Annotated in this window: 7 protein-coding genes; all 7 read left to right on the plus strand. The window is 68.2% G+C overall.

Annotated features, from left to right (window positions below):
* Positions 1 to 96: 96 nt before the first annotated feature.
* Complete coding sequence (locus AC1RAD_RS28455; RefSeq protein ID WP_492738432.1) at positions 97 to 11,091, plus strand: peroxidase family protein; 10,995 nt, start codon at positions 97 to 99, stop codon at positions 11,089 to 11,091.
* Positions 11,092 to 11,132: 41 nt separating this feature from the next.
* Positions 11,133 to 11,402 (plus strand): hypothetical protein, encoded by a 270-nt coding sequence (locus AC1RAD_RS28460; RefSeq protein WP_143599160.1) that lies wholly within the window; start codon positions 11,133 to 11,135, stop codon positions 11,400 to 11,402.
* 31 nt (positions 11,403 to 11,433) lie between these two features.
* A complete protein-coding gene (locus AC1RAD_RS28465; RefSeq protein WP_095950015.1) occupies positions 11,434 to 13,116 on the plus strand; it encodes a type I secretion system permease/ATPase in 1,683 nt (560 codons plus the stop codon).
* A gap of 36 nt (positions 13,117 to 13,152) precedes the next feature.
* The gene (locus AC1RAD_RS28470; RefSeq protein WP_070059823.1) at positions 13,153 to 14,490 is read left to right on the plus strand and encodes an HlyD family type I secretion periplasmic adaptor subunit; all 1,338 of its coding nucleotides are present in this window, start codon (positions 13,153 to 13,155) and stop codon (positions 14,488 to 14,490) included.
* Between the two features lie 34 nt (positions 14,491 to 14,524).
* Positions 14,525 to 16,309, plus strand: coding sequence for a multicopper oxidase domain-containing protein (locus AC1RAD_RS28475; protein ID WP_492738434.1), 1,785 nt, complete (start codon positions 14,525 to 14,527; stop codon positions 16,307 to 16,309).
* A 29-nt stretch (positions 16,310 to 16,338) separates the two neighbouring features.
* On the plus strand, positions 16,339 to 16,992 hold the full coding sequence (locus AC1RAD_RS28480; protein WP_492738436.1) for an SCO family protein: 654 nt from the start codon (positions 16,339 to 16,341) through the stop codon (positions 16,990 to 16,992).
* An 86-nt stretch (positions 16,993 to 17,078) separates the two neighbouring features.
* On the plus strand, positions 17,079 to 18,440 hold the full coding sequence (locus AC1RAD_RS28485) for a TolC family outer membrane protein (protein ID WP_095950017.1): 1,362 nt from the start codon (positions 17,079 to 17,081) through the stop codon (positions 18,438 to 18,440).
* Position 18,441 lies beyond the last annotated feature (1 nt).

Consider the following 18,441-nt stretch of genomic DNA (forward strand, 5'->3'; position numbering starts at 1 on the left):
CGCGCGGTCACTCCTGAGCCACGCTACATGAGCCTTTTCGCCATGTAGGCGGGACCGGGGCTGCATTGAAAGTCGTTCGTCTTGAGGAGAATAGAAATGGCCACGCTGATCAGGTCCGATCTCGAATTCATTCTTCAACAAATTCTCATTGCGGAAGCACAAGCAGCGGGAGCGGACCCCGCCAGCCTGGTCCCGAACGCCTTTGCGCCCTTCGGCCTCAGGACGGTCGACGGGTCGTACAACAACCTGATGCCGGGCCAGAGCGAGTTCGGTGCCGCAGACAACCCGTTTCCGCAGCTGGTGCCGCAGACCTACAGCAACGAGCAGGACGACGCCTTCGCAGGGATCACCAACACGGACTACGGCAGCGCCGGGAACGTGGTCGATGCCGACCCGCGGCTGATCAGCAACCTGGTCGCCGACATGACCAGCAACAACCCCGCGGCGGTGAGCGCCTTCGTGGCCGCGGGCCTCGGAACGATCGACGCAGCCGGCGTCCTGTACGACCTCCAGGGCGTCGTCATTCCCCCCGGCACGCTGCTGGAGATTCCGAACGCCACGCCCGACGAAGGCCTCTCGGCGCCCTTCAATTCATGGTTCACCTTCTTCGGCCAGTTCTTCGACCACGGACTCGACCTGGTCAACAAGAGCAGCACCGAGATGATCTTCATGCCGCTGCAGCCGGACGACCCCTTGTTCGACACGACCCCCGGCGCCCCCAATTTCATGATCCTGTCGCGCGCCACGCGCGATGCGAACGGCGACCAGACCAACCAGACCACGCCCTTCGTCGATCAGAACCAGACCTACACCTCGCATCCCTCGCACCAGGTGTTCCTGCGCGAGTACGTGCTCGACACCAACGGCCGTCCGGTGGCCACGGGCAGCCTGCTCGATGGCGCCGACGGCGGCCTTGCCAACTGGGCCCAGGTCAAGGCGCAGGCGCTGATGCTCGGCATCCAGCTCGACGACGCCGACGTGCTGGACCTGCCCCTGCTGGCGACGGACCAGTTCGGCAAGTTCATCCCCGATCCCGTGACCGGCTTCGCGCAGATCGTGCTGCGAGCCGCCGACGTCGGCGGGCCGCTGGACCCGGACGGCAACGGGCTCGCCTCGGGCACGCCCGGCGCGCCCCTCGACGCCAGCGTGGGCGTTCGCACCGGCCATGCTTTCCTGAACGACATCGCGCATGCCGCGGCGCCCGTGTTCGTGGGCGGCGTGCTGGCGCCCGACAGCGACTCGGCCGTCGGCCTCTCGGAACCCGGCACCTATGACAACGAGCTGCTGGACCGCCACTTCATCACCGGCGACGGCCGCGGCAACGAGAACATCGCCCTGACCTCCGTCCACCACGTCTTCCACTCCGAGCACAACCGGCAGGCCGAAGAGATCAAGGCGACGGTCCTGGCAACCGGCGACGCCGCGTTCATTGCCTCATGGCAGTTGCCCGACGGTTCATGGAACGGCGAGCGCATCTTCCAGGCCGCGCGCTTCGCGACGGAGATGCAGTACCAGCACCTGGTGTTCGAAGAGTTCGCGCGCAAGATGCAGCCGGCCGTCGACGAGTTCCTGGCCGAAACCAACTACCAGACGACGATCAACCCGGCGATCGTCGCCGAGTTCGCACACGCGGTCTTCCGCGTCGGCCACACGATGCTGACCGAGACCGTTGACCGGCTGGACCCCAACTTCCTGTCGAGCGATCTCGCGCTGGTCGATGCCTTCCTCAACCCGATCGGGTTCAACAACGACGGCGCACTGACGCCGGAGCAGGCGGCCGGCGCCATCGTGCGCGGCATGACCCGGCAGGTGGGCAACGAGATCGACGAGTTCGTCACCGACGCGGTGCGCAACCAGCTCCTGGGCCTGCCGCTGGACCTCGCCGCCATCAACATCGCACGCGGCCGGGACACCGGCATTCCCACGCTCAACGAAGCGCGCCGGGAGTTCTACACCTCGACCGCGGACCCGCAGCTCAAGCCCTATACGAGCTGGGTCGACCTCACGCAGCACCTCAAGCATGAAGCCTCCGTCATCAACTTCATTGCGGCGTACGGCACGCATGGCGCGCTGACCGCCGCGGACGTCGACACGATGGCCGAGAAGCGGGCCGTGGCGGCCGCACTCGTCTTCGGCGGCACCGTGGTTCTCAACGCCGGCACGGCCGCGGAGCGCAGCTTCGTTGCAGACGAAGCAGACAGGCTCGCCTTCCTGAACAGCACGGGCATCTACGCGATGGTCGGCGGTGTCACCACCACGGGCGTTGACGACATCGACCTGTGGATCGGCGGCCTGGCCGAAGAGCAGATGCCCTTCGGCGGCCTGCTGGGCTCGACCTTCAACTTCGTCTTCGAGTCGCAGATGGAGGCGCTGCAGAACGGCGACCGCTTCTATTACCTCTCGCGTCTGGCCGGCCTCAACTTCCTCACCGAACTGGAGAACAACACCTTCGCCAAGCTGGTGATGCTCAACACCGACGCCACGCACCTGCCGGCCGACATCTTCTCGACCCCAGGCCTGATCCTCGAGGTCGACCCGCTGCGCCAGTTCACCGGCATCGGCGTGGACGGCCACGGCGACCCGACCGAGGGCGGCACCGAACTCACCCCGCTCGTGATCCGTGACGATCCCACGACCGCGGCCGTGGAGACCACCTACCTGCGCTACACGGGCGACGAACACGTCGTGCTCGGCGGCACCGCCGGCAACGACACCCTGATCGCCAGCATCGGCGACGACACCATCTACGGCGACGGCGGCAACGACCGCATCGAGTCCGGCGACGGCAACGACCAGGTCGAGGGCGGCGCGGGCGACGACATCATCACGGACCGCGGCGGCGACGACGTGCTCAAGGGCAACGAGGGCAACGACGTCATCCACGGCGGCAACGGCGCGAACCTCATCATCGGCGGGGACGGCAGCGACTTCATCATCACCGGCGAGGACGTCTCGGAAGTCTTTGCCGGCCAGGGCAACGACTTCGTCCTGGGCAGCAAGGGCAACCTGCCGACATTCGGCAACGAGGGCCACGACTGGATCGAGCTGGGAACCCAGGACGGCACCACGGGCGACAGCTTCGACCCGCTCGTGCAAGACAGCGTCATCGGCAACGACGTCCTGATCTCCGGCGGCGGTTTCGACGAGCTGATCGGCGAAGGCGGTGACGACATCTTCACCGGCTCCGACGGCGAAGACCACTTCGACGGCGGCTCCGGCTTCGACTGGGCCAGCTACAAGTTCGACAAGTACGGCGTGACCGCCGACATGATCGTCAACGACTTCGTGGTGCCCCCGGTGGTCAACTCGAACGCCGCGATGATGGACCGCTTCGCCTTCACCGAAGGCTTGTCGGGATCGGCTTTCGCCGACTTCCTGCGCGGCGACGACGCCGACGCCGTCGAGATCCTGCAGGCCGGCTGGACCGGCAGCGTGCTCACCAACATCGCGCTGATCGACGGCCTGCAAGGCCTCTTGCCCGCGGGCATGACCTCGTTCGGCGAGGGCAACATCATCCTGGGCGGCGACGGCAGCGACCTCATCGAGGGCCGCGGCGGCAACGACATCATCGACGGCGACGCCTGGCTCAACGTGCGCATCGCCGTCTCGGGCGTGCCCGGCCTCACCAGCGTCGACAGCCTGAAGGAGCTGGTGCCGCGCATGCTCTCGGGCGAGATCAACCCGGGCCAGCTCAGCATCGTGCGCGAGATCCTGATGTCCGACAGCGCCGACTACGACACCGCGATGTTCTCCGGGCTGCGCGCCAACTACACCGTCACCACCGGCGCCGACGGCCGCACCACCGTCACCGACAACGTCGGCACCGACGGCACCGACATCCTGCGCAACATCGAGCGGCTGCAGTTCTCCGACACCGTCCAGCTGCTGTCCGGCAGCAACAACGCACCGGGCGGCTCGGTCACGATCAGCGACGACACGCCGCAGATCAACCAGCTCCTGAGCGTGTCGGCCGCCCTCACCGATGCGGACAACCCTGGCGGCACGGTCACCGGGCCGATCAGCTACACATGGCAGTACGAGGCCGACCCGACGCGCGCGCCGGGCGTGTTCCGCGACATCATCGACCTGGGCGGCGGCCAGCCCGCCACGGTGAACGGCACGACCTTCCGGGTCACCGCGCCCTTCGACGGCCTGGCCATCCGGGTGCGGGCCGTCTACCGCGATGCCGACGGCGTGCTGGAAACCGTCTACTCCGCCCCCACCGCGGCGGTCACCGGCGTGGCGGCCGTCGTGCCGCCGGCGCCGGCGCCTTCCTCCGCGCTGGTCGACAGCGCGGGCGTGCGCTTCCTGCAGTCCGACCTGCAGTTCATCCTGGAGCAGATCAAGATCTCGGAGCGGCATGCGAGCGGCGAGGCGCTGACCGACATCCTGGACAACGCGCGCGCGCCGCTCGGCCTGCGCACGGTGGACGGCTCCTACAACAACCTGGTGCAGGGCCAGTCCGGCTTTGGCGCCGCGGACCAGGTGTTTCCGCGCCTGGTCGATCCGGTGTTCCGCAACGACCAGGACGGTGACACCATCAACCTCGGCCCGGGAGGCACGCTCACCAACACCGACTACGGCCCCAGCGGCAATGTGGTGGACGCCGACCCGCGCATCATCAGCAACCTGATCGTCGACATGACGAGCAACAACCCGGCGGCGGTGAGCGCGTTCGTCGACGCGGGCCTGGGCACGCTGGTGGACGGTGTCCTGTACGACCTGGACGGCGTGGCGATTCCCGTCGGCACCCTGCTGGTCATTCCGAACACCGCGCCGGACGAGGGCCTGTCGGCACCGTTCAACGCCTTCATGACCTTCTTCGGCCAGTTCTTCGACCACGGCCTGGACCTCGTGGCCAAGGGCGGCAACGGCACCATCTTCGTCCCGCTGCAGCCCGACGATCCACTCTATGTGTCGGGCAGCAACAGCAACTTCCTGGTGCTGACGCGCGCCACCCAGGTTGCCGGCCCCGGCGCCGACGGCGTCATGGGCACCGCGGACGACACCACGCACGAGGCCACGAACCTCACGACGCCGTTCATCGACCAGAACCAGACCTACACGTCGCACCCCTCGCACCAGGTCTTCCTGCGCGCCTATGAGCTCAACGCCGACGGCAAGCCGGTCGCCACCGGGCGGCTGATCACCAACCGCGACCTCGGTGCCGACGGCCTCTTCGGCACGGCCGACGACATCGAGCTGGGCGGCATGGCCACCTGGGCGGTGGTCAAGGCGCAAGCGCGCGACCTGCTGGGCATCGCGCTGGACAATGCCGACGCGCTCAACCTGCCGCTGCTGGCGGCCGACGAGTACGGCAACTTCATTCCCGACCCGGTGACCGGCTTCGCGCAGATCGTGCTGCAGGCCGGCGGCACGCTGGCCTCGGGATTGCCGGGCGCGCCGATCGATGCAAGCCTGGCCGTGCGCACGGGCCACGTGTTCCTGGCCGACATCGCCCACACCGCCAACCCGGTGAACAGCCAGGGCGTCGCGCTGACAGCCGATGCCGACGACCAGATCGGCGGCACGCCGGCCGCGGGCTTCTACGACGACGAACTGCTCGACGCGCACTACATCGCCGGCGACGGTCGGGTCAACGAGAACATCGCGCTGACCAGCATTCACCATGTGTTCCACGCCGAGCACAACCGGCTGGTCGAACACACCAAGGCGGTGATCATGGCGTCGGGCGACGCGGCCTTCATTGCCGAATGGCACCTGCCCGATGGCTCGTGGGACGGCGAGCGCCTGTTCCAGGCGGCCCGCTTCGGCACCGAGATGCAGTACCAGCACCTGGTGTTCGAGGAGTTCGCGCGCAAGGTGCAGCCGCAGATCGACATCTTCTTTGCCGCCACCCAGGTCTACGACACCGAGATCGATCCATCGATCGTCGCCGAGTTCGCCCACACGGTGTACCGCTTCGGCCACTCGATGCTGACGGAGACGGTGGACCGCTTCGACGTCGACTTCAACGTGATCGGCGGCACGGCCGACCCCACCCAGCAGCTCGGGCTGATCGAGGCCTTCCTCAATCCGCTCGCGTTCGCAGCCAGCGGCATCACGGCCGATGAAGCGGCCGGCGCGCTCGCGCGCGGCCTCACGCGGCAACAGGGCAACGAGATCGATGAGTTCGTGACCGAGGCCCTGCGCAACAACCTGCTCGGCCTGCCGCTCGACCTGGCGACGATCAACATCGTGCGCGGGCGCGACACCGGCGTGCCGACACTCAACGCCGCGCGGCGCGACTTCTACAGCGTGACCGGTGACAGCCAGCTCAAGCCCTACGCGAACTGGGTCGACTTCATGCAGCACATCAAGCATGAGGCCTCGGTGGTCAACTTCATTGCGGCCTACGGCGTGCACGCCAGCCTGGCCGCCGCCGACACCCTGATCGAGAAGCGCGCGGCGGCGGTGGCACTGGTCTACGGCGGCATCGGTGCGCCGGAGGACCGGCTCGACTTCCTGTACGGACGCAATGCCTACGCCGACGAGGCCGGCATCACGACCACCGGCGTCGACGACATCGACCTGTGGATCGGCGGCCTGGCCGAAAAGCAGATGCCGTTCGGTGGCCTGCTGGGTTCGACCTTCAATTTCGTCTTCGAGGAGCAGATGGAGAAGCTGCAGGACGGCGACCGCTTCTACTACCTGGAGCGCACGCAGGGCCTGAACTTCCTCACCGAGCTGGAGAACAACTCCTTCGCCCGGCTGGTGATGGCCAACACCGACGTCGAGCACCTGCCCGGCGACATCTTCACGACGCCGGGGTTCACGCTGGAGGTGGACCCGTCCCGGCAATTCACGGGCCTGGGGCTCGACGGGCGCGACGATCCGACGGCCGAAGGCAGCCTGACGCCACTGGTGCTGCGCAACAACCCCGGCACCGAAGCGGCCGATCCGAACTACCTGCAGTACAGCGGCGAGGACCACGTCGTTCTGGGCGGCACCGCAGGCAACGACACCATCATTTCCAGCATCGGCGACGACACGCTCTGGGGCGACGCCGGCAATGACCGGCTCGAAGGCGGGGACGGCAACGACTTCGTCTTCGGCGGGGCCGGCGACGACATCATGACGGACCTGGGTGGCGACGACAACATGCAGGGCGGCGACGGCAACGACGCCATCCACGGCGGCAACGGCATCAACCTGATCCTGGGTGGCCACGGCAACGACTTCATCGTCACCGGTGAAGACCCGTCCGAGGCGTTCGGCGGCACGGGCAACGACTTCATCCTCGGCGCCCGCGGCAACGAGTTCGTGTTCGGCAACGAAGGCGACGACTGGATCGAGAAAGGCATGGCCGACGGCAGCGCCGGCGAGAACTTCGACGCCTTCGCCCGCGACCAGGTGGTGGGCCACGACGTCTTCATCGGCAACTCGATCTCCGACCGGATGGACGGCGAAGGCGGCGACGACATCATGTTCGGCAACGGCGGGCAGGTGGACCGCTACGAAGGCGGCTCCGGCTTCGACTGGGCCGGGTTCAAGGACGACGCCTTCGGCGTCACGGCCGACCTGTTCCTTCGTGCCTTCGACGAGACGCCCGTGCCGATCTCGAACGCGACCGTGCTGGCGCGGTTCACCTCGGTCGAGGGCATGTCGGGCTCGGCGCACGCCGACGTCCTGCGCGGAGACGACAACGATGCGGCCGCGATGGCGCTGTCGGGCACCACGGGCAGCGTGCTGACCCACATTGAACTCATCGACGGCCTGCAGGGCCTCCTGGACCAGGTGCTCGGTGTCGGCATGGAGATGGACGGACCGGTGACTTCGTTTGCCGGCAACATCATCCTGGGCGGCGGCGGCAGCGACCTGCTGGAGGGCCGCGGCGGCAACGACATCATCGACGGCGATGCCTGGCTGAACGTACGCATCAGCGTGCGGGAGAACGCCGACGGAACGGGCGCCGAGATCGCGAGCTATGACACCATGACCGACCTCGAGCTGCAGGGGCGCGTCTTCGACGGCACCTACAACCCGGGTCAACTCACCATTGCCCGCGAGATCCTGATGTCGGATGCGCCGGACTTCGATACGGCCGTCTTCTCGGACGTCTTCGGCAACTACGAGATCACCTTCCTCGAAAACGATGTCTGGCGCATCAGCCATGTCGTGGACGGCGTGGCCGGCGCCGACGGCATCGACGTGGTGCGCAACATCGAGCGCCTGCAGTTCTCCGATGGCGCGGCGTTCATTGCGGAAGAAGGCTTCAACCTCGATCCCGAAGGCCAGCTGACCCTCAGCGACACCACGCCCACCCTGGGCGCGACCCTCACCGTGTCGGCCCTGGGCGTGACCGATCCGGACAACGTCAGCGCGACCAACCCCGACGGTGCGATCACCGGCCCCATCGCCTACTTCTGGCAGGCCGAGGTCCGCCCCGGCATCTTCGAGGACATCCTGATCGAGAACGCCGGCGGCGAAGTGGCGCGGGCCACGGGCACGAGCTTCACGCCGCGGACCTTCGAGCTCGGCCTGGCGCTGCGCGTGCGGGCGGTCTACAAGGATGCCAACGACGTGCTGGAGAACGTGTACTCCGCCACGACCGCGCCGCTGGCCCTCAACGCCGCGGCCACCGGGCAGCCGACGATCAGCGACACCACGCCGACCGAAGGCCAGCTGCTGACGGCATCGACCCTCGGCATCAGCGACGTGGACGGGCTGACGGGCGCCGTCTTCAGCTACCAGTGGGAACAGGCCGTCAACACGGGTGTCGGCGGCGGCGCCGCCGGGTTCACGCCCATCGCGGGCGCCACCCTGGCGACCTTCACGCCGGGCGCCGACCAGGTCAACCGCGAACTGCGCCTGACGGTGAGCTTCACGGACGATGCGGGCGCGCTCGAGACGGTGCGCTCCGCGGCCACCGTGGTCACGGGCGACTTCATCGCGGCCAACAACGCCGCCCAGGTCCTCACGGGCACTGAAGGCCAGGACGTGATCTTCGGCGGCGGCGGCGCGGACGCCATCAACGGCCTCGGCCAGGACGACCTCATCGACGGCGGCGCGGGCAGCGACAGCATCGCCGGCGGCGGCGGCAACGACACCATCAACTACACGATGGGCGAAGGCACGGACACCGTCGACGGCGGCGCGGGGCTGGACACCCTGAACGTCATCGGAACGGCGGCGGCCGACGCGCTGGCGGTGAGCTACAACGGCACCGCGCTCACGGTGGTGGCCGGCGGCACGGTGAGCAATGTCGAATCGGTCACGGCCGACCTGCTGGCCGGCGTGGACACGCTGACCTACACCAGCGCCGCGGCCATCTCGGTGAACCTCACGGCCGGAACGGCCTCGGGCTTCACCTCGATCGCCGGCATCGAGAACGTGACGACAGGCGATGGCGCCGACGTGCTCGTGGGCAATGCGCTGGCCAACGTGCTCAACGGCGGCGGCGGCAACGACCGCTTCGTCGCGACGGTGAACGACGGCAACGACAGCTACACCGGCGGCGGCGGCACCGATACGCTGGACCTGTCCGCGATCTCCGCGGGCGTGACCATCACCCCGACGACCGCCACGGGCGCGCAGACGGGCACCGATGCGCTCTCTGCCATCGAGAACTTCATCGGCAGCCAGGGCGCTGACAGCATCGTCGTCAACGGCGGCGCGAACGTGATCGACGGCCAGGGCGGCAACGACGTCATCGACGCCGGCGGCGGCAACGACACCGTGACGGGTGGCGAGGGCAACGACACGCTCACCGGCGGCGCCGGCAACGACACGGTCGACGGCGGCGCGGGAGACGACCTCTTCCACTACCTCGTCGGCGACGGCGCCGACACGATCAACGGCGGCGCGGGTGCCAACGACCGGCTGAACATCGCCGGCACGGCGCTGGGCCAGACGCTCGCGGTGGTGCTGACGGGAACGGCGATCGCGTCCCTGGCGGGCGGCACCGTCACCGGCATCGAGGCGGTCACGGCCGACCTCCAGGGCGGCGTCGACACCCTGAGCTACGGTGCCACGACCACGGCCGTCACCGTGAACCTGGCCACCGGCACGGCCACGGGCTTCGAATCGGTGGCGAACATCGAGAACGTGACCGGTGGCGCCGGCAACGACACGCTGACCGGCAACACCGGTGCCAACGCGCTGAACGGCGGCGGCGGCGACGACCGCTTCGTCGCGACGATCGGCGACGGCAACGACAGCTATGTCGGCGGGGCCGGCGTGGACACCTACGACCTGTCGGCCACCACGGCCGGCGCGACGGTGACGGTCAACCTCGCCACGAGCGCGCAGATCGGCAGCGACACGCTCAACACGATGGAGAACATCATCGGCAGCCAGGGCAACGACATCATCGTCGTCAATGGCGGCGCGAACTTCATCGACGGCCAGGGCGGCAACGACACCATCAGTGCCGGCGCCGGCGACGACATCGTGCTGGGTGGCTCGGGCAACGACACCATCAACGGCCAGGCGGGCGACGACAGGCTCACGGGCGGGTTGGACAGCGACACGGTGGACGGCGATGCGGGCGCAGACACCTTCATCGCCACGGTGGGCGACGGCAACGACAGCTACGCCGGCGGCATCGGCAACGACACCTACGACCTGTCCGCCACCTCGGCCGGTGCGACGGTCACGCCGACCTCCGCCACCAGCGCAGAGACCGGCACCGACACGCTGAGCTCGGTGGAGAACGTGATCGGCAGCCAGGGCAACGACAACATCAGCTTCGCGCCCGTGGCGCTCCTGAATGCCGCGAACGTGGTGGATGGCGGTGGCGGCAACGACACCCTCAGCACCGGGGCGGGCGCGGACCGGCTGACCGGCGGCACGGGCAACGACACCATGGACGGCGGAACGGGAGACGACGTCTTCGTGTTCGCGCCGGGGTTCGGCAACGACACGATCCTCGGCTTCGATGCCAGCGGGAACCTGCTCAACGGGCAGGACCGGCTGAACATCTCCGCGATGGGGATCAACGCCGGCAACTTTGCCGCCAACGTGTCCATCACCGACCTGGGCGCCGACACGCTGGTCGAGTTCGACGGCCTGGAAAGCATCCTGCTGATGGGCGTGAACGGGGTGGGAACGAACACCATCACGCAGGCCGATTTCGTGCTGTCGACATGAGCACCGCCAACGTTTCAACGACCTTGACCACGGAGAACGACATGGACGAGAAAAACAACGCAAGCCCGCAGCAGGCCCCTCGTTCCATCTCCGACCCGCGCGAGGTGGCGACGTTGATCATGTCGCGCATCGGCATGGTCAACGCGAAGAAGGACGAGCTGAGCGTCGCCATCCAGGGCCTGTGCGACGCGACCCAACAACTGTCGCGCGCCTACTCGGCGCAGATGGTGACCATCGACCGGCTGGTGCGGCGGGTGAAGTCGCTGGAAGCCGCGGCGCAGGCCGCGGCCCAAGACCCGCAGGTCAACTGAGCAACGCCCCACAGAACCACAGGAGACGCACATGAAAACCCTGTGGATGGAACTGCGACCGCTGCTGCTGTACATCGCGGCGTTCTCCTTCTTCATCAACCTGCTGTTCCTGGTGCCCGCGTTCTTCACCCTGCAGGTGTTCGACCGGGTCATCTCGACCAGCAGCCATGAAACGCTGCTGGTGCTGCTCGCCGGGACCGGCGTGGCGCTGTTCATCCTGCTGTTGCTGGACTACCTGCGAACCCGGCTGCAGAACGTGGTGGGCATCATGGTGGACGAGCGACTCTCCCCACCGGTGGTGAACGCCATCGTGGAGCGCGCCGCACGCGCCCCGAGCGGCGTGAGGACAGAAGGAATCCGCGACGTGGCCGCGCTTCGCGCCGTGTTTTCCGCCAATGGCCTGATCGCGGTGTTCGATGCGCCCTGGGTGTTCGTGTACGTGTTCGTGATCTGGATGTTCCACCCCGCGCTCGGCGTGGGCGCTGCGTTCTCCGCGCTCCTCATGCTCGGCCTGGCCTGGCTCAACGACCGCATCAGCCGCCGGTCGCTCGAAACCCTGCAGAACGAAGGGCGACGCGCCGCGCAATACGTCGAGAGTTCCTTGCGCAACGCCGAAGTGCTGCAGGCCCTGGGAATGACACAGCGCCTGCTGGTGCGCTGGCGGGCGCTGCAGGACCAGATCGCGACCATGCAGACCAGCGCCAGCCGCAGCACCGTGGCGTTCACCGCCGGGACCAAGGCCGCGCGCCAGGCCATCCAGATTCTCATGCTGGCCCTGGGCGCGTACCTGGTGCTGAGCCAGCAGGCCTCCGCCGGCGTGATGATCGCCACCAGCATCCTGCTGGGCCGCGCGGTGCAGCCGGTGGAGCAGCTCGTGGGCAGCTGGCGCACGCTGATCGAGGCACGGGCGGCCTACGGGCGCCTGCAGGAACTGTCGAAGGACTTCGAGCGCACCGAGCCGCATGTCGCCATGCCGCGCCCCGAAGGACGCCTGAGCGCGGAGAACATCTCGTACCGCGCGGCCGGCTCGGAGACCCTGGTGCTCTCGAACATCGTCTTCGCCCTGGCGCCGGGCGAGGCCCTGGCCATCGTCGGCCCGAGCGCGGCCGGCAAGTCGACCCTCGCGCGCGTGCTCACGGGCGTGTGGCGCCCCAGCAGCGGCAAGGTCCGCCTGGACGGTGCCGACGTGTCGTACTGGCCGCGCGAAGAGCTGGGCCCCTACATCGGCTACGTGCCCCAGGACGTCGAGCTCTTCGACGGCAGCGTGGCGGACAACATCGCGCGCCTGGACAAGGTGGACTCCGAAGCGGTGGTTGCCGCCGCCGTGCGCGCCAATGCGCACGACATGATCCTGACCCTCCCGAAGGGCTACGACACGCCGGTGGGCGAACACGGCTCGCGGTTGTCTCCGGGCCAGCGCCAGCGCATCGCGCTCGCCCGTGCGCTGTACGGCAACCCGCAGCTGGTGATCCTGGACGAGCCGAACTCCAACCTGGACGGCGCCGGAGAAGTCGCACTCGCCCAGGCGATGAGCGGCCTGCGCCAGGCGGGCGTGACCTCGGTCGTCGTCACCCACCGCCCGTCGCTGATCGCCCACGTCGACAAGATCCTGGTGCTCGCCGCGGGCCGCATCCAGCAGTTCGGCCCGGCGAGCGAGGTGATGCGCGACATGCAGCGCCAGGCCCAGGCGATCGTGGACCAGAAGGCCGCCTGAGCGCCGCGCCGCCGTTGCGAACAAGGACCCCGCACCATGAGCACCGCCACACTCCCGATGCCTCCCGTTGCCGCCCCACGCAGCAGCCGGGAGCACGCACGACGCCTCGCGCGAAGCGGATGCTGGGTCATCCTCGGCGCGATCCTGCCCCTGGGCCTGTGGATGGGCCTCGCCCCGCTCTCGATGGCGGTGGTGGCCCCCGCGTTCGTCAAGGTGGACCTCAATCGCCGTCCGGTGCAGCACCTGGAAGGCGGCACCGTGCGCGAAGTCATGGTGCGCGACGGCCAGCATGTGAACGCCGGCGATCCGATCCTGGTCCTGGGCGACGTGCGCGTGGACGCCGACCGCAACCGCCTGAGCTACCGCGTCCATCTGGAGCGAGCCATGCTGGTGCGCCTGGAGGCCGAGCAGTCCGTCGCCAAGACGCTCGCCTTCCCAGAAGACCTGCTGCGCGCGGCCCGGCAGGACGATCGCATCGGCCAGGCCCTGCTCAAGGAGACGGCGCTGTTCCAGGCCCAGCGCCATTCGCTGGACAGCGCGGCCTCGCTCATGAGAACGCAGCGCGATCGCGTGCAGCAGGAAATCGTTGCCGTGCACGCGCAGATCGCGCAGGCGCAGAACTCGCTCGTCCTGCAGCGGCAGGACCTGGAGGCCAACCGCGGCCTGATCCAGGAAGGCTTCATTTCGTCGAGCCGGATCTCCCAGCTCGAATCGGTGGTGATGGAGTACGCGGCCAAGCTCGAAGAGCGGCGCACGGAACTGGCGCGCGCCGCCCAGCGCCTGGTGGAGATCGACCTGAAGATCCAGTCGATCCGCAACGACTACGTGAAGGCCGCCAGCGACCAGCTCAAGGCCACCACCCAGCGCCTGGGCGAGATCGAGCAGGAGCAGCGCAAGTCGAACGACGCGGCGCAGCGGCAGGTCGTCGTGGCCCCGGCCAGCGGCGAAGTGATCGACCTGAAGTTCACCTCGCCCGGCGCGGTGGTCGGGCCCGGAGAAGCGATCGCGGACATCGTGCCCAGCGACGCCCAGTTGATGATCGAGGCGCGCATCCGTCCGGAAGACATCAGCAACGTGCACCTCAACCAGCGCGCGCGGGTGAAGTTCACCGCCTTCAAGTACCGCAACACCTCGATGGTCACGGGCAAGGTGACCTATGTCGCCGGCGACCGGCTGATCGAGCGCCAGACCAACCTGCCCTACTACAGCGTGATGATCCTGGCCGACGCCGAGTCGCTCAGGGCCATCGGCGACTTCAAGCTCCAGGCGGGCATGCCCGCCGAGGTCTACATCGCGGGCGTCTCGCAGACCGCGCTGCAGTACGTCATCGAGCCCATCACCTCCACCATCCGCCGATCGGGACGGCAGATGTAGCGGGGCTGTTCTCTGTCAACGAGGGGAATACATCATGCGCAAGGATTCCAACCACCACGACCCCGTGACGCCTGTCGCCCACAGCAAGAGACGCACGTTCCTGAAGGCCTCGCTGGCAGCCACGGCCGCCCCCCTGGTCCTGACACCGGGCAAGACCCGCGCACAACCCACGCCCCTGCCGCCCAGCCCGCCGACGACACCGTGGGTCGAGGACCTGCCCAACCAGGTCACGCCGCTCACACCGCTGGCCACGCTGACCCCGGCCCCGACCCTCAACGCGAACATCGCAGGCGGCGAGTGCGGTCGTGCACCGCACCAGCGCTACGCGGAACTGACCGTGCCCGGCAAGGCCGGCACGCCGCTGCTGTACCAGCTGACGGCCAAGGAGAACCCGGCCTGGCTGTTCAACGGCAACAACCCCTACTACCCCCCGCAGCCCATCTGGGGCTACGAAGGCAACACGCCGGGGGTGACCACGCCGGGCCCCACGATCCACGCGCGCTACGGGCAGTCGGTCATCTGCCGCATCCGCAACCAGCTGCCGCAGAACCACACGGGATTCGGCTCGCCCGAGATCAGCACGCACCTGCACAACATGCACACGCCGTCGGAGAGCGACGGCTTCGCGAGCGACTTCTACAGCGCCGTCCAGGGCGGCGTGACGCTGACCGCGCCGGGGACCTTCAACGACCACTTCTACCCCAACCTCTACGCCGGCTTCGACGAGTTCGGCGGCCTCGGCGATTCGCGCGAAGCCCTGGGCTCGCTCTTCTATCACGACCACACGGAAGGCGTGACGGCGCCCAACGTGCTCAAGGGCATGTTCGGGCGCTACATGGTCTTCGACACGCTCGACACCGGCGACGAGACCACGGGGCTGCGGCTGCCCAGCGGCGCGTACGACTACCCCCTGAGCTTCTCGGACAAGCGATTCGACTCGGGCGGCCGGCTGACCTTCGACGAGCTCAACCCCGAGGGCGTGCTGGGCGACAAGATCGTGGTCAACGGCAAGATCGAGCCGGTGCTGCGCGTGGCACGCCGCAAGTACCGGCTGCGGCTGCTGAACGTCGGGCCGTCGCGCTTCTACGAGTTCGTGCTGCAGAACACGGGCGGCACCATCGTGTACCCGTACACCCAGATCGCCAGCGACGGCAACCTGCTGCCGGCACCGATCCTGAACCAGCTGAGGGTGCGGATCGCCCCGGCCGAGCGCGCGGACATCGTGGTGGACTTCTCGCGATTCCCGCTGAACACCACGCTCTACCTCGTCAACCAGCTCACGCAGGTCGATACCCGCCGGCCCGGCCCGGTGCAGTCGCCGGGCACGCGCGTGCTCAAGTTCATCGTCGATCGCCAGCCCCCGACACCTGACCTGAGCGTGGTGCCGAGCGTGCTGCGCCCGCTGCGCGACCTGCCCAGTGCCAGCGAACTCGCGGCCCTGCCGGTTCGCACCTGGGTGTTCCAGCGCAACAGCGGCATGTGGAACGTCAACGGGCTGTTCTTCGATTCGCTCACGGCCAGAGCCAGGGTCACCAGGGGCACCGCCGAGATCTGGGAGTTCATCAATCCCGACAACGGCTGGCAGCACCCGATCCACGTGCACTTCGAAGAAGGACGGATTCTCAGCAAGAGCGTCAACGGCGTGAGCCTGCCCATTCCCGTGAACGAGCGCGGACGCAAGGACGTCTTCGTCGTCGGCGAACTCATGACCGTGAGGGTGCTCGTGCGCTTTCGCGATTTCTCGGGCAAGTACCTGATGCACTGCCACAACCTCACCCACGAGGACCACGCAATGATGGTTCGCTTCGACATCGTGTGAAGAACGCCGATGACTTTCAGGAGATTCTCATGAACCACCGCAGACACTTGATCGCCGGACTGGGCGTCGCGTCCTTGTACGCGTTCGGCCTGCCCGCCTCCGCCGAGGCACCGGCAACGGCTGCACGCCCGGGGCGTCGCATGCCGAACGTCGAACTGAAGACCCACACCGGGGCGAAGGTGAACTTCTACGACGACCTGGTCCGGGGAAAGATCGTCGCCATCAACATGATGTACGCGGACTGCGAAGGCATCTGTCCGCTCATGACCAACAACCTCCTGCGCGTGCAGGAGCGCCTGGCCTCTCGGGTGGGCCGGGACATCTTCATGTACTCGATCACCATCCGCCCGGAGATCGACACCGTCGAGCACCTGGCCGACTACGCCGAGATGCACAGCGTGAACCCGGGCTGGCTTTTCCTGACCGGGAGCCGGAGCAACATCGACCTCGTGCGCTTTGCCCTGGGCTTCTACGACCCGGACCCGAAGGTCGACAAGGAGATCAATCGCCACACCGGCATGGTGCGCATCGGCAACGACGTCTACGACCGCTGGTCGATGGCGCCGGCGCTGGCGGCGCCCGAGCAGATCGTGGCCGCCATCCTGCATGTCGATCGCAGCCCGGCCGCGGTTCGCCGCGCGGGTGGCGCCATCTTGCAGGCCGCCCCTCGGAGCACGGTCTGAACCAGCGACTGCGCCGACCCCCACCCGGTGGACAGGGCTCACGGGCCCCCGCCACCGGGAAGCGTCTCGTCCCGGCGTGGGGCGCCGTGCTCGCAGCGAGCTTCGCGTGGCCCGTCCATGGCCAGAGCCTGGTCGAGATCTACACGTCGGCGCGCGGCTACGACGCCACCTACCAGGGCGCGCGAGCCCAGTACGAGGCCACGCTGGCGCGGGCGGCGCAGTCCAGAGCCGGCATCCTGCCCACCGTCGGCCTGTCGGCCGGCGCCTCGCACACCCGGCAGGACCTCTCGACGGAAGGCAGCGCGACGACGCGCGGGTTCAACACCCAGAGCGTCGGCATCAACGCCACGCAGCCGCTGTACCGCCCCGCCAACTGGGCCGCCTACGAGCAGGGCCAGCGGCAGGCCGAGGTGGCGCAGATGGTGCTCACCATCGCCGAGCAGGACCTCATCGTGCGCGTGAGCCAGGCCTACTTCGACGTGCTCGCCAGCCAGGACAGCCTGGCCCTGGTGCGCGCGCAGAAGGTGGCCGTGGCCGAGCAGCTCGCATCGGCCAAGCGCAACTTCGAAGTCGGCACCACCACCATCACCGACGCGCGCGAAGCGCAGGCCCGCTACGACCTGGTGATCGCGCAGGAGATCGCTGCCGAGAACGACCTGCAGGTGAAGAAGATCGTGCTCGACCAGCTCGTCGGCAGCACCGGCAGCGTGCCCGTGCCGCTGGCGGCGCCCGTGGTGCTGCCTCCGCTCGCGCCCGCCGACATCGAGGTCTGGACCTCGCACGCGGATGCCGGGCACCCTGCGATCCAGCAGGCCCGGCTGGGCCTGGACGTGGCCGGGCTCGAGGTGCAGAAGGCGCAGGCCGGCCACCTGCCCACGCTCGATGCGACCCTGGGCTACAACGTCACGAACAACCCCCAGGGCACCAACACCACGCCGGGCCGCTCGCGGGTCAAGGCCCTCACCGTGGGCGTCTCCCTCAACCTGCCCTTGTTTGCCGGCTACGCGATCGAGAACCGCGTCAGGGAAACGCTGGCGCTCGAAGACCAGTCGCGCTCGCTGCTCGAGGCCACGCGCCGCGGCGTCGCGCAGGCCACCCGCGCCACCTACCTGGGGCTGGTGTCGGCTGCCGGCCAGGTGAAAGCGCTCGAAGCCGCCGAGGTCTCCAGCCAGATCGCGCTGGAGGCCAATCGCATGGGCTACCAGGTGGGCGTGCGCATCAACATCGACGTGCTCAACGCGCAGAGCCAGCTGTTCCAGACCAAGCGCGACCTGGCGGTGGCGCGCTATTCGGTGCTGCTCGGCAATCTCAAGCTGCGGCAGGCCAACGGCACGCTGGTGCCCGAGGACCTGAACGCCATCGATGCCGCGCTTGCAACCCACGGCCGCACCCCGGTCGACAGCGCGGCGCCCGTCTCCGTGTCCAGGAGAACGCCGGCTCGCCAATGAC

This window comes from Variovorax sp. GW823-FHT04B03, assembly GCF_058796495.1.

Excerpts from the sequence above, each read along its gene's own strand:
- AC1RAD_RS28455 (WP_492738432.1), top strand. The coding sequence starts at position 97 with ATGGCCACGCTGATCAGGTCCGATCTCGAATTCATTCTTCAACAAATT.
- AC1RAD_RS28460 (WP_143599160.1), top strand. The coding sequence starts at position 11,133 with ATGGACGAGAAAAACAACGCAAGCCCGCAGCAGGCCCCTCGTTCCATC.
- AC1RAD_RS28465 (WP_095950015.1), top strand. The coding sequence starts at position 11,434 with ATGAAAACCCTGTGGATGGAACTGCGACCGCTGCTGCTGTACATCGCG.
- AC1RAD_RS28470 (WP_070059823.1), top strand. The coding sequence starts at position 13,153 with ATGAGCACCGCCACACTCCCGATGCCTCCCGTTGCCGCCCCACGCAGC.
- AC1RAD_RS28475 (WP_492738434.1), top strand. The coding sequence starts at position 14,525 with ATGCGCAAGGATTCCAACCACCACGACCCCGTGACGCCTGTCGCCCAC.
- AC1RAD_RS28480 (WP_492738436.1), top strand. The coding sequence starts at position 16,339 with ATGAACCACCGCAGACACTTGATCGCCGGACTGGGCGTCGCGTCCTTG.